Origin of the sequence: Niveibacterium umoris, from assembly GCF_014197015.1 — a bacterium.
GTDB lineage: Bacteria > Pseudomonadota > Gammaproteobacteria > Burkholderiales > Rhodocyclaceae > Niveibacterium > Niveibacterium umoris.
On sequence record NZ_JACIET010000002.1, the window covers coordinates 740,993 to 754,014 of the forward strand.

At 65.5% G+C, this 13,022-nt stretch carries 13 protein-coding genes; 10 read left to right on the forward strand and 3 right to left on the reverse strand.

Annotated elements, in window-relative coordinates:
- Nucleotides 1-55: 55 nt before the first annotated feature.
- From GGR36_RS15335 to GGR36_RS15380, 10 genes are all read left to right on the forward strand, one after another.
- Nucleotides 56-1,225: a hypothetical protein gene (locus GGR36_RS15335; protein ID WP_183635669.1), complete on the forward strand. Its 1,170-nt coding sequence runs from the start codon at nucleotides 56-58 to the stop codon at nucleotides 1,223-1,225.
- Entirely contained in the window at nucleotides 1,225-1,665 is a 441-nt protein-coding gene (locus GGR36_RS15340; protein WP_183635670.1) for a hypothetical protein, read from the forward strand. Before GGR36_RS15335 ends, GGR36_RS15340 begins: the two co-directional genes overlap by 1 nt.
- 130 nt (nucleotides 1,666-1,795) lie before the next feature.
- Nucleotides 1,796-3,217, forward strand: a complete 1,422-nt coding sequence (locus GGR36_RS15345) for a sensor histidine kinase (protein WP_183635671.1) — start codon at nucleotides 1,796-1,798, stop codon at nucleotides 3,215-3,217.
- Nucleotides 3,214-5,634 carry a two-component system response regulator gene (locus GGR36_RS15350; protein ID WP_183635672.1) on the forward strand — a complete coding sequence of 807 codons (2,421 nt, stop codon included), beginning with the start codon at nucleotides 3,214-3,216 and terminating at the stop codon, nucleotides 5,632-5,634. Before GGR36_RS15345 ends, GGR36_RS15350 begins: the two co-directional genes overlap by 4 nt.
- 310 nt (nucleotides 5,635-5,944) lie before the next feature.
- On the forward strand, nucleotides 5,945-6,385 hold the full coding sequence (locus tag GGR36_RS22135) for a hypothetical protein (protein WP_183635673.1): 441 nt from the start codon (nucleotides 5,945-5,947) through the stop codon (nucleotides 6,383-6,385).
- The gene (locus GGR36_RS15360; protein WP_207064457.1) at nucleotides 6,382-7,164 is read left to right on the forward strand and encodes a DUF2145 domain-containing protein; all 783 of its coding nucleotides are present in this window, start codon (nucleotides 6,382-6,384) and stop codon (nucleotides 7,162-7,164) included. Before GGR36_RS22135 ends, GGR36_RS15360 begins: the two co-directional genes overlap by 4 nt.
- A 37-nt stretch (nucleotides 7,165-7,201) precedes the next feature.
- The gene (gene dusA / locus GGR36_RS15365; RefSeq protein ID WP_183635674.1) at nucleotides 7,202-8,218 is read left to right on the forward strand and encodes a tRNA dihydrouridine(20/20a) synthase DusA; all 1,017 of its coding nucleotides are present in this window, start codon (nucleotides 7,202-7,204) and stop codon (nucleotides 8,216-8,218) included.
- 23 nt (nucleotides 8,219-8,241) lie between these two features.
- Nucleotides 8,242-8,982, forward strand: a complete 741-nt coding sequence (locus GGR36_RS15370; RefSeq protein WP_183635675.1) for a pteridine reductase — start codon at nucleotides 8,242-8,244, stop codon at nucleotides 8,980-8,982.
- Nucleotides 8,983-9,229: 247 nt separating this feature from the next.
- A complete protein-coding gene (gene ttcA / locus GGR36_RS15375) occupies nucleotides 9,230-10,195 on the forward strand; it encodes a tRNA 2-thiocytidine(32) synthetase TtcA (RefSeq protein WP_183635676.1) in 966 nt (321 codons plus the stop codon).
- A 42-nt stretch (nucleotides 10,196-10,237) separates the two neighbouring features.
- Nucleotides 10,238-11,137, forward strand: a complete 900-nt coding sequence (locus GGR36_RS15380) for an adenylate/guanylate cyclase domain-containing protein (RefSeq protein WP_207064458.1) — start codon at nucleotides 10,238-10,240, stop codon at nucleotides 11,135-11,137.
- A 67-nt stretch (nucleotides 11,138-11,204) separates the two neighbouring features.
- Here the strand turns inward: GGR36_RS15380 and hemE are convergent, their stop codons facing one another.
- The 3 genes from hemE to GGR36_RS15395 form a co-directional block, all read right to left on the reverse strand.
- The gene (hemE, locus tag GGR36_RS15385; RefSeq protein ID WP_183635678.1) at nucleotides 11,205-12,272 is read right to left on the reverse strand and encodes a uroporphyrinogen decarboxylase; all 1,068 of its coding nucleotides are present in this window, start codon (nucleotides 12,270-12,272) and stop codon (nucleotides 11,205-11,207) included.
- A 75-nt stretch (nucleotides 12,273-12,347) separates the two neighbouring features.
- On the reverse strand, nucleotides 12,348-12,755 hold the full coding sequence (locus GGR36_RS15390; RefSeq protein WP_183635679.1) for an STY0301 family protein: 408 nt from the start codon (nucleotides 12,753-12,755) through the stop codon (nucleotides 12,348-12,350).
- Nucleotides 12,755-12,970, reverse strand: coding sequence for a DUF2905 family protein (locus GGR36_RS15395; RefSeq protein WP_338086709.1), 216 nt, complete (start codon nucleotides 12,968-12,970; stop codon nucleotides 12,755-12,757). Before GGR36_RS15395 ends, GGR36_RS15390 begins: the two co-directional genes overlap by 1 nt.
- Nucleotides 12,971-13,022 lie beyond the last annotated feature (52 nt).

The following is a 13,022-nucleotide window of genomic DNA, read 5'->3' on the forward strand; positions in this document are numbered from 1 at the left end:
ATGCCTCCATCTGCAACGTTTGTCGCGTTCGCCCGGGCTGAAGGTGAGCGCTCGGTTGGGCGCTTTCTTGCTTGCAGGCTGGGCCGGCATCGCCTGTGCCGATGAAGACAGAGCCTTCCAGTTCAATGGCTTCGTCAACGCCGGGCTGGCGCGTTCGAGTTTCGACGAGGCGCGTTACAGATACATCCCGACCGCGGATACCGAGATCGGCACCGACCTGACGCCGCGTGTCGATACGCAGGCCGGTTTGCAACTGCGGTATAGCTTCAGCGACACCGTGAATGCCACCGCGCAGGTATTGCTGCGCGATCCGCCGACCGAGGGTTCGCCGCTCAAGCTCGCCTGGGCCTATGCAGGCATCCAGCTGACGCCGCGTACCGAGGTGAAGCTGGGCCGTTACATGATGCCCTTCTTCCTGTTTACCGATACCCGCCACGTTCGCTACGCGCAACCCTGGGTCCGGCCGCCGGCCGAGGTGTATGCACTGATTGGCAATACCGAGTATTTCGACGGGGCCTACCTTCGGCATCTGACGCCAGTGGGGCGGTGGTCGCTGGCGACCGAAGCGTTCATCGGCGCCAACCGCGTCGAAAATGCCCGGTCTGCGCTCAGTGGCACCTACTATGGCATGGCCTTCAGCCTCTACGACAGCAACTGGACGTTCAGGGTGATGGCGCAGAACGGCACCACGCATTTGCAGTCGCCACGACTCGACGGCGTGCTCGCGCTCTTGCAGCGGCGCGCGCCGGACGTTGCCGCCGATTATGCGTTTTCCGAACTGAAGAACACCGGCTACATGAGCGCCGGATTGCGCTACGAGGCAGAAGACTGGATTGTGCTGGCCGAGATCGCGGACACTCGGGTGGGCGACACAAAATTCCTGGTCAGCGATACCGGGGCCTACTTCACTGTCGGGCGCCGCATCGGGGACTGGATGCCCTTTGCCGGTTTCGCCGAGCGACGCAGCCATAATCCCGGCGCTGACCCCCGCATTACCGATCCGGTGGCGAACGCTGTCGTTTCCAAGGTCCTTGCAGCGCAGGACTATAGCCAGCGCACCGTGACGCTCGGCCTGCGTTGGGATGTGGTACTGAACCTCGCGCTCAAGCTGCAGCTGGATCGGGTGCAGCCAAGCGCGGGTGGCAAGGGCGCGTTCAGCGCGCCGCTGCCCGCCGGGCACGACCATTCCGACGTGTTCAGCGTCGCTGCGCACTACATATTCTGATGCGACCGATCCGGGCCTTCCTCATGTCGATCTGCGCCAGCATCGCGCTGGCTACGGGCGTGGCGGCCGCGGAGGAGCCCGGTGATCTGGTCGTCGTCGCCGGCCGCGCCAGTACACTGTCGACGCTCACGCGCGAAGAGGTGACGCGCCTTTACCTGGGCGAACGACTCGACGGCGACAAGAGCCAGCTCAAGGCGCTGGAACTGGACCTACCCCCGTGGGCGCGCGGCGCCTTCTACAGCCGACTGCTGGGCCGCTCGGAAGTACAGATGCGGGCGCTCTGGGCGCGGCTGGTGTTCAGCGGAAAGGGCCGTCCGCCACGCATCGTGGCCAATGCAGACGAGGCCTTGCGGGAACTTGAATCGAGTGCTTCGGTAATTGTCTTCCTGCCCGCCGACAAGGCCGCCGCAGCGAAGCTCAAACCGCTGTTTACGCTCTGAGGCTGTCGCGCCCGGCGCCTCGATATCACCAAAAACCCTGCTCGAAGCATGCCTTTCGGTAAGGAGCCTGCTGACCAATACTGAACTGTTGCGGCGGAAATGAGGTCGCGTCCAGGGCCGGGGGTCGGGCATGCGCCATCCCGCTCATCGCAAGGCAGAGATCGACAGTGCGGCCTTTCTGGACGAACTGGGTGATGCCTTGCCGGTCGGCATTGCGGTGCTCGACCGCGGGTTGCGCTATCTGCATGTGAACCGGGCGCTCGCGGCGAGCAACGGCCTGCCGGTCGATGCGCACATCGGCCGCAGTGTGCGCGAAGTGCTCCCCGCGGCGGCCGACACGATCGAACCGCTTATGCACTGCGTCGTGATGACCGGCGCGGCGGTGGTCGACGAACCCGTCAGCGACGATCTGTCAGACCCTTCGGGACGTCAGCGAAGCTGGCTCGCGTCCTACCATCCACGCCTCGATGCGGATGGCTCGGTCGCCGGCATCCTGGCGATCGTGCGCGACGTCACCGCACATCGCGATGCGCTCAGGGAGAGCGAGGCGCGTTTCAGGCTGGTGGTGGAAGCGGCGCCCGATGGCCTGGCGATGGTCGACGCACAGGGCTGCATGCAATTGGTGAACAGCAAGATGGAAGTGCTGTTCGGCTACGGCCGCGCCGACATGCTCGGCCAGCCGATCGACATGTTGATGCCCGAGCGTTCGCGAGCGCGGCATCCGGGATTGATGCGCGGATTCTTTGCCAACCCCAGCGTGCGTGACATGGCGAACCGTCGCGAACTCTTCGCACGGCGCAAGGATGGCAGCGAGTTCCCGGTCGAAATCGGGCTCAACCCGATTCCCGCCAGTCAGGGACAACTGGTGCTCGCTTCGATTGCAGATGTCACCGCGCGCAAGGCGGCACAAGCGCAGATCGAACGTGCGCTGGCCGAGAAGATCGCATTGCTCGACGAGGTGCACCACCGCGTCAAGAACAACCTGCAAGTGGTATCGAGCCTGCTCAACCTGCAAACACGCAACGCTCCGCCCGAGGCGCAGGCCTTGCTGATCGAAAGCCAGCGGCGGGTTCGCGCGATGGCGCTGATCCACCAGTTGCTATACGAGCGGCGCGACTTCAGCGAGGTCGACCTCGCGGCCTATCTGCAGCGGCTCGCGGCCCTGCTGCGTGAATCAATGATGCGCGGCCGTGCCGGCCTGACCCTGCATGTCGACTGCGACACCGCAGTGGTGCTCGATCTGCAGCGCGCCGTGCCATGCGGACTGCTGGTCAACGAACTGGTCACCAATGCCATCAAGCACGCCTTTCCGGATGGGCGTACCGGTACGGTGGCGATTGCACTGCACGCGGACGCGGACGGGGCGGCGCACCTGGTGGTGGCGGACGACGGCGTCGGCGTACCGGCGCACATCGAACCCGGGGCGGCGAGCTCGATCGGGTTCCAGCTTGTGCCCTTGCTGGTCGACCAGCTGCAGGGGAAATTCACCTTGCAACGCGGGCACGGCACGCGCTTCGACATTGTCCTCAAAGCCGAAAGGGGTGCGACATGAAAGGCACACGGGTGCAGATCGTCGAGGACGAACGCATCGTTGCGCTCGATCTCAAACAGAGTCTTGAGACCTTGGGTTACGAGGTCACCGGCATCGCCGCGCGCGGCGACGAGGCGATCGGCCAGGCGGAGCGTCATCACCCGGATCTGGTGCTGATGGACATCCACCTCGAAGGGGTCATGGATGGCACTGAAGCCGCGCGCGAGATCCACCAGAGATTGCACATTCCGGTCGTCTTCCTTACCGCGTACGCAGAGGACGAAACCCTCAATCGCGCGGCGGCAAGCGTGCCCTACGGCTATCTGCTCAAACCCTACGAGCTGCGCGAACTACGCGCCACCGTGCGCATGGCGGTCACGCGGCGGCGGGCGGAACTGGCGACCGAACGTGCGGAAGAGCAGTTGCGGCTGGCGGTGGATGCGGCAGAACTCGGGGTGTGGGAGTGGGATGCGTCCGACGACAGCATCAAGGTGGGTGGCCATTTCCTGCGCCTTCTTGGTTCTGCGCCGAGCGTCTTCAATGAAGGCCCGCAAGCGTTCATCGAGCGGGTGCACGAGAGCGACAGGGCGCAGTTGCTCGAAGCAATTGACAGACCGGAGGGCGCCCACGCCATCGTGCGCATGCGGCGCGAAGACGGTCGTTTCATCTGGGCGGAAGTGCATGCCAAGGCCTTCCGAAGTTCGCCATTGAGCCCCTGCCGATTGATTGGCGTGGTCTCGGACGTGACCGAGCGGCGCGAGATGGAAGACAAGCTGCGTCAGGCGAGCGTCGTGTTTCGCACCACCGCCGAAGGTATCGCTATCATGGACGCGGAGCGGCGCATAGTCTCGGTGAACCCGGCCTTCAGCTCGCTCACCGGTTTTTCACTTACCGACGTGCTCGGCTGCAATCCTGACGAGTTCCTGCACGCGCGCCGGCACAGCGATTCCTTCTATGCGCGGCTCGAAGCCTCGGAGCAGGGCTACTGGAACGGTGAGATCAGCTGCCGGAAGAAGAACGGCGGCATGTTTCCGGCCTGGGAACATGTGTGTGCCGTGCGCGACGAAGCAGGCTCCGCGGTGCAGTTCGTGCTTGCGTTTTCGGACATCAGCGCGATCCGCGAGGCCGAGGCACAGCTCAATCATCTTGCCTATCACGACGCGCTGACCGGGCTGGGTAACCGGCACCTGCTCGCCGACAGCCTCGAGACCGAAATCGAGCGGGCGCGCCGCAGCGGCATGCCGCTGGTACTGCTGTTCATCGACCTGGACGGATTCAAGACCATCAACGACACGCTCGGGCACGCGATTGGCGATGCCCTGCTCAAGGAAATCGCGGAACGGCTGCGCAAGACGATCCGTCGCAGTGATACCGCAGTGCGGCTGGGTGGCGATGAATTCTTCGTCATTGCACCTGACGTGGCACGGGTGGAAGACGCCGCGTCGCTGGCCGAGAAGATCCTGCAGGCGATCGCCGCGCCGATCCAGGCCGGCGGCGAGCACCTGATCGTGTCGGGCTCGATCGGCATCGCGATCTTCCCGGCCAATGGCGAAGACGGCGACTTCCTGATCCGCGCTGCTGACAGCGCGATGTACGACGCCAAGGCGCGCGGCCGCAACCGCTACTGCTTCTATGCGCCGGACATGGCGGCGCGCGCGCTGGAACGCATGACGATCGAGCAAGGGCTGCGACGTGCGCTGGAACATGGGCACTTCGAACTGCATTACCAGCCTGTCGTGTCGCTGAGCGACCAGCGCGTGGTGGCCTTCGAGGCTCTGCTGCGCTGGCAGCATCCGGAGCGCGGGCTGATTGGACCGGAGCGTTTCATTCCGGTCGCCGAAGAGTGCGGCTTGATCGAGCCGATCGGGCGTTGGGTGTTGCGCGCGGCGTGCCAGCAAGGTGCGCAGTGGCTCGCGCAGGGGCATGCGCCCTGCGTGATGGCTGTGAATGTGTCGGCGCGGCAGTTCGGTGCCGAGGATTTCATCGATACCGTTCGAACACTGCTGGCTGATACAGGCTTCCCGCCCGAACAACTCGAACTGGAGATCACCGAAAGCACGTTGCAGGAAATCGGCCACAGCCAGTTTGTGCTGGACGCACTAAAGGTGATCGGCATCCGGATCGCGGTGGACGATTTCGGCACCGGGTTTTCGTCCTTATCGCTACTCAAACACTTGCCGATTGATCGGCTGAAGATCGACCGCTCATTTGTCACGGATCTGCCGCACGACGTGAACGATGTCGCGATCACCCGTGCGATCGTCGCCTTGAGCCATACGCTCGAACTGCAAATGACTGCGGAGGGCATCGAGACCGCTGAACAACTGGGCTTCCTTCGCGAGCTCGGTTGCCAGTGCGGGCAGGGCTACCTGTTCGCGCGCCCCGCCCCGGCGGCCGAGTTGTTCGGCGCCGGCACCGGCGAACAAGCGGTGAGCTAGCCGCCAGCTGCCGCCGTGCAGATCGGTAGCCGTGCGCAGGGTGCAGTGGTGTTGCCGGGCACTGCGGTGTATCCCTTCGGTGAGCGTGGGTTAGCAAACGTTTCATCCGCGGTGCCTGTTGCATATCGCCGCCACGCGCGTGCAACGACGCGCCGGCACGCTTGCCGTGTGCCTTGTCGTGCCGTCCGGTGACGTGTTGCAGCCGGCGCGCCGGCGACACGCCTGCTTACGAGTGCGCGCTTGGGGGTCATACCCTCGCGCTGCCTAGACTCCGGGTGCGGCATGTGCCGCATCTGGAGTACGCATCGTGATGACTACAACAAGCAAGCGTCTGCGTTTCAGCCTTTTACTTGCATCGCTGCTGATCACACCGCTCACCCATGCGGCGCGCGATGCCTCGCAGGCGTCCGGCCAATCTTCGGCGGCTGTGTCGTCGGCGGTTGCGGCAGTGGTCGGCGGTACCGCCGAGGCCCTGTCGGCGGGTGGGGAACTGTCGGTGGTGGCGGTCGAACACGGCAGCGAGGCGACGGTCCTGGTGCTGAGAAACATCAGCAGCGGCGTCGAAGTGTCGGTGAAGGTGGCGGGCCAGGCGGCGGGCGGCATGTCGGTGGCGGTGGGCACCACCGTGCAGGTGATCGGCGAAGCCGCCGGCTATGTCCTTACCAGTGCCGGCAAGGCGATCGCCTTTGTTCCGAACGAGATCGGCAAAAGCCTGCTGCAGCACACCCGCCTGACTGGGGCCGCACTGTGACTGCGCTGCGCAGGGCGGCGCTGCTGCTTGTGCTGCTGGCGATGCCGCGGGCGCATGCAGGCCAGGTCTGTACCGAGCAGCCGATCGGGCCCGAATCGCTGAGCAAGGCCTTCGGGTTGGCGCTCAAGACCCGCGGGGCGCTCGACCAGAGCGGTGCCGAAGTCGTGATGTTGGCGCGGGTCGGGCAGGATCTTTCGAAGTGGGGGCTGCGTTACACCCACCTCGGCTACGTCTGGCGCGATGCGCCGTCCGGGCGCTGGACCGTGGTGCACGAACTCAATCAGTGCGGCAGCGCCAGCTCGGCCCTGTATGCCGAAGGGCTCGCCAACTTCTACGCCGACGATCTGTTCCGGTGGGAGGGTTTGATCCTGATCCCTCCGCCGGAAATCCAGAAGCGCCTCGCCGAGTCCTTCCGCTCGGGCGCTTACCAGGCGATGCACGAGCCGCACTACAACATGCTCGCCTACCCTTTCGATGCGCGGTATCAGAATTCCAACCAGTGGGCGATCGAGGTGCTTGCCGACGCGGAAGCGGGCCCCTTCACGGGCCGTGGCGAGGCGCAGCGGTGGCTCAAAGGCGCCGGATACCAGGCGAGCACGGTGAAGATCGATGCGCCGACCCGGCTCGGCGCGCGGATTTTCCGTGCCAACGTCGCATTTGACGACCAACCTTTCGATCGGCGCATGGCGGGGCAGATCGATACGGTGACGGTGGAGTCGGTGTACGCCTGGCTCACCCGCTACGCCCCGGCCGCAAGGCGGGTGCTGGTGAGGCTGTAGGGCAGGAAGGCGACAGCGATCCGCTAGAATCGGGCGGATGACTCACGCCGCAAATCCGCTGCCGCCTCGCCGTCTGTCCGTCGCGCCGATGCTCGACTGGACCGACCGCCATTGCCGTTACTTCCACCGCCTGCTGGCGCCGCATGCCTGGCTGTACACCGAGATGGTGACCACCGGTGCGCTGCAGTATGGCGATGTGGAACGCCACCTGCGCTTTCACGGCGAAGAGCACCCGGTTGCGTTGCAACTGGGCGGCTCCGACCCCGTGGCGTTGGCGCACGCGGCGAAGCTGGGCGAGGACTGGGGCTACGACGAAATCAACCTGAACTGCGGTTGCCCTTCGGAACGGGTGCAGAACGGCGCCTTTGGTGCCTGCCTGATGGCCGAGCCGGCGCTGGTGCGCGACGGCTGCCGCGCGATGCGCGACGCGGTGGCGATTCCGGTGACGGTGAAGCATCGCATCGGCATCGACCGCATCGAGGACTACAGCTTCGTGCGCGATTTCATTGGCACGGTGGCCGAGTCCGGCGTCACAACCTTCATCGTGCACGCCCGCAATGCCTGGCTCAAGGGGCTTTCGCCGAAGGAAAACCGCGAGGTGCCGCCGCTGCGCTACGAATTCGCGCACCGGCTGAAACAGGAATTTCCCGCCTTCGAGATCCTGGTGAACGGCGGGCTGACGACGACCGAGCAGATCGAGGTGCAGTTGCGCCATGTCGACGGCGTGATGATCGGCCGCGAGGCGTATCAGAACCCTTGGGCGCTTGCCGAATGGGAACGCACGCTGTTCGTGCCGGACTGGGCGCCGTCGCGCGAACATGTGATCGCGGCGCTGGTGGCGTATTGCGAGCGCGAAAAGGCGGCGCACGGTACGCCGGTGCGTGCCATCGTGCGGCATGTGCTGGGTCTGGCCAATGGCCTGCCGGGCGCGCGCGGCTTTCGCCGTCTGCTCTCCGATCCGCAGCGCTTGCGCAACGACGATCCCCAATTGTTGTGGGAGGCCTGGGCTTGCATCGGCAAGCCGGCGGACCGCGACGAAGCGGCGGCGGCCTGAGGCGAAGTTCAAGGAGCGTGGTGATGCATCACGAAAAGGTCGTCCTGGTTACCGGTGCCGCGCGACGCGTGGGGGCGAGCATCGCGCGTACGCTGCACGCGGCCGGCTGCAGCGTCGCGATCCACCACCGCGGGTCGCTTGCCGACGCCGAGAACCTCGCCTGCGAGCTGGAAGCGCTGCGCGCCGGGAGCACCTTGCTGTTGCAGGCCGACCTGCTCGATGCGGCCGCGCTACCGGCGCTGGTGGCGCGGGTGGTGGCGCGCTTCGGGCGGCTCGATGGGCTGGTCAACAACGCGTCGAGTTTCTTCCCGACGGCGATCGGCGAGATCGGCGAGGCGGCCTGGGCGGATCTGACCGGCACCAATCTCAAGGCCCCGCTGTTCCTGTCTCAGGCTGCGGCGCCACATTTGCGCGCCGCCGGCGGTGCGATCGTGAATATCGTCGATGTGCATGCCGAGCGCCCGCTCGCCGGATACCCGGTCTATTCCGCCGCCAAGGCCGGCCTGCAAGGCCTGACTCGCGCGCTGGCGATCGAGCTGGCGCCGCAGGTGCGGGTCAATGGCGTCGCGCCCGGCGCGATCGAGTGGCCGGAAGACGGGCAGTTTCCGCCCGGCGAGCGTGAGGCGATCGTCCGCCATACCCTGCTCAAGCGCACCGGCTCGCCGCAAGACATTGCTGGCGCGGTGCGCTTCCTGCTGCTCGAGGCGCCTTATGTGACCGGCCAGATACTGGCCGTGGATGGCGGGCGCTCTGCGCATCTGTGACGGCCGTAGCGCCGCGTCCTTCCCTTGCGATGGGCATTTTTCCCATCACAGGAAGTGCCCGGCGCGATGGTCACGCTTTGCGCCAATTCGTGACGCTTTGATGGGTCCAATAATAGATATCTAAAACAGTGACCTACAGCCGTAACGCCAAGTGGCACAACAGCCCCTTGTGGCGCCTTCAAAGCACTTCGGAAAGCAAGGCCCGCCAGCTATAATCGCGCGTTTCCCCTGTATCGCCGCGCCATCCGTGAACCCGCACGCCGCCCCTGAGCACCAGGGCGAAACCCCGCTTTCGAACACCTTCCTGCGCTTGAGGAAACACCTCGAACGCCAGGTCGGCCGCGCCATTGGCGATTTCAGCATGATCGAGGACGGTGACGTCGTGATGGTCTGCTGTTCCGGGGGCAAGGATTCCTACTCGCTGCTCTCGCTGCTGCTGTCGCTGCGCGAACGGGCCCCGATCAACTTCCGCATCATCGCGATGAACCTCGACCAGAAGCAGCCCGGCTTCCCGGCCGAGGTGCTACCGGCCTACTTCGAGAAGCTGGGGGTCGAGTACCGCGTCGTCACGGAAGACACCTACGCGATCGTCAAGGCCAAGATCCCGGAAGGCAAGACAACCTGCTCGCTGTGCTCGCGCCTGCGCCGCGGCATCATCTACCGGGTCGCGCGCGAGTTGGGGGCCACCAAGATCGCGCTCGGCCACCATCGCGACGACATGCTCGAGACCCTGTTCCTGAACATGTTCTTCGGTGGTCGCATCAAGTCGATGCCGCCCAAGCTGACCAGCGACGACGGCCAGCACATCGTGATCCGGCCGCTCGCCTACTGCAGCGAACGCGACCTGAGCCGTTTCGCGCGCGGCATGGACTTTCCGATCATCCCTTGCAACCTGTGCGGCTCGCAGGAGAACGCGCAACGCAAGCATGTCAAGGCTATGCTTCAGGAATGGGAGCAGCGCTACCCCGGTCGCATACAGTCGCTGACGACGTCGCTCGCCAATGTGGTGCCGTCCCATTTGCAGGATCAGGCGCTTTTTGATTTCAAGGGCGTGCAGCGCGGTGCGGCGGTTGCAGAGGGCGACGTTGCCTTTGACACGCCGGAACTCTCGCAGCCGGCACAGGTCGTGGATTTCGTTGCGATGGATCAGGTTGATCGTGATAGTTTCGGTGGTGTGCCGGTGCTCTCAGGTTCTATGCTTCCGAGCCGTTAATGATGATTCCGAATGCCTCCGTTTCCCGCGGGACGTAACCAGATGTCGAACCGGAACGATATGAATTGCGTGTTGTTCGCCGAGCTGCTCGGCGACACCAAGGTTGCAGACAAGCTGGGCAGCGCCGAGGCGCAGCGCGCGCTCGATCGCGCGCGTAATCGCATCATGCGTGCCGTGGACGGAAATCATGGCCGTGCCCTGCTCGATCGCGCGCATCGCGTGATCGCGGCGTTCAAGCGCGCCGACGATGCGGTGCAATCCGCGGCCGAAATGCAGGAAAAGGTGCGCCGCTTGCCGCCGGTTTCCGGTATCAACCTTGAACTGAAGATCGGTCTGCACTGCGGCGAGCTCCGGCTGGGCGAAGAGCCTGCCGGCGAGGCCGTGGAACTGGCGAGCCGCCTGGCTGGCGCCGCCAGCCCCGGGCAGACCCTGCTCACCGGCGAACTCGCCCTGCACCTGACCGATGGGGTGCGCGCGCTGGCTACTGCGGTGCCGGGGCGCGGGCTGCATTACGGCGAAGTCGAGGTGCCCTTGTATGAACTGGGCGACGGCGACATCGTGAGTCCGGCCGCCAACGGGCCGATGAGCGAGGGCGGCCCGTCGCCGACCCGCTCGCGCCTGGTATTACGCCACCGCGGCATTGCCCACATCGTGACCGAATCGCGCCCGATCCTGCTGATGGGTCGTGAGGAAGGCAACGACATCGTCGTCCTCGATCGCCGTGCCTCGCGTCACCATGCCCGCATTGAATGGCGCGGCGGTCGCTTCTACATCGTCGACCAGAGTTCGAACGGCACGTTCGTTGCGCCGGAAGACGAGGCCGAAATCATGCTCAAGCGCGAAGAATGTGCGCTGCCGGCCAACGGGCGGGTTGGTTGTGGCTTTTCCTGCGACGAGGATACGCAGGGCGAACTGGTGACCTTCGAGGTTCGCGAAGCCTGAGAGCCGGGCACTGCTTGCAATGAAAAAGGGCCGCGTCGCGGCCCTTTCTTGTTGACCCGGGCTCGGATCAGCCTACGCGGATGGCCCGGCTGTGGCTACGCACCGTTTCCACCAGCGCGGTGACGTTCTCCGGATCGGTGAATTGCGAGATGCCGTGGCCGAGGTTGAAGACATGGCCAGGGTGATTGCCGAAGGCATCGAGCACGCGGCGCGCCTCGGCGCTGACCGATTCCGGCGTGCCGAACAGCGCCGACGGGTCGAGGTTGCCTTGCAGCGCAACCTTGGCGCCAACACGCGCGCGGGCCTGCGCGATGTCGGTGGTCCAGTCCAGCCCGACCGCGTCGCAGCCGATCGCCGCGATATCCTCCAGCCACTGCCCGCCGCCCTTTGTGAACACGATGACCGGAACGCGCTCGCCGTCCTGCTCGCGCTTGAGTCCGGCGATCACGCGCTGCATGTAGGCCAGCGAGAATTCGCGGTAGGCATGCGGCGTCAGCGTGCCACCCCAGGTGTCGAAGATCTGCACCGCCTGAGCGCCGGCCTCGATCTGCGCGTTGAGGTACTGGGTCACCGCATCGGCGGTGACACCGAGGATGTGGTGCAGCAGGTCCGGCCGCGCGTAGAGCATGCTCTTGAGGTGGCGGTAGTCGCTCGAACCGCTGCCCTCGACCATGTAGCAGGCCAGCGTGAAGGGGCTGCCCGAAAAGCCGATCAGCGGCACCGAGTTGTCGAGCGCACGGCGGATCTCGGCAACTGCGTCGATCACATAGCGCAGCTTGTCGTGCGGATCCGGCGCTGACAGGTCGCGGATCGCCCATTCCTCGCGCAGCGGACGTTCGAAGCGCGGCCCCTCGCCCTCGGCGAAATAGAGCCCGAGGCCCATCGCGTCCGGCACGGTGAGGATGTCGGAAAACAGGATCGCGGCGTCGAGCGGAAAGCGCGCGAGTGGCTGCAGGGTCACTTCGCAGGCCAGTTGCGGGCTTTTGCACAGCGCCAGGAAGTTGCCCGCGCGGCGGCGCGTCTCGCAGTATTCCGGCAGGTAGCGGCCGGCTTGCCGCATCAGCCAGGTCGGCGTGTAGTCGGTCGGTTGGCGCATCAATGCGCGCAGGAAGGTGTCGTTGCGAGGACGGGACATGGTGCGGGCCGGGAAGCAAAGGCTGCGATTCTAACGCGCCGCAGCCGCGCGCCGTCGTTGTCTTGCCTCAGCGGGCTAGCGGCAGTTGAATGAGAGCGGCGGCGCTTGCCCACCCACCGTGACGCGCCCATCGGTGATCAGTTCGCAGAGGCGGGGCGCAGGCTCCAGTCGGCGTGTCAGCATCAGGCGGCTGCCATCGTACTGACAGGCGATCCAGATGCCGCGCGGGCTTGGTGAGTCGAAGCGCCACAAGAGCCGGCGCCCGCCCGCCTGCTCCTCTGGCCGCAGTGACGCGAGTTCGCCTGGCGGGCCGTCGAATACGGTAATGCCCTTGAGCCACCGGGGGGTGGTCGAGCGCTCGACGGACCAGGCCTGGGGTGCCTGCGGCAGCGTTTCGTTGCTGTCGAGCTGTGGCGGGCAGATCGTTGCGGCCCCGGCATTGGCAGAAACGCTGAGCAGCATCGCGAGCCGAGCGGCACGCATTACAGGCGCCTCAGCAGCAGCGTTGCCAGCAGCGACAACAGCACCGTCATGCCCAGCGCAACGCGGACTTCACGCCCGCCCAGTCGCAAACGCAGGTCGCCCGGCAGCCCACGCGGGAAGCGGGCGCGCAACCAGCCGTCAAACAGGCCGGATGCCAGCGCGACAAGGACGACGACCAGCAGCCACTTGATCATCGTGTCGACCGTCGTCCGCACGCCACATCACCCGCACGAACGGTGGGATGATGTGCACCTGCAACAGGGGGAT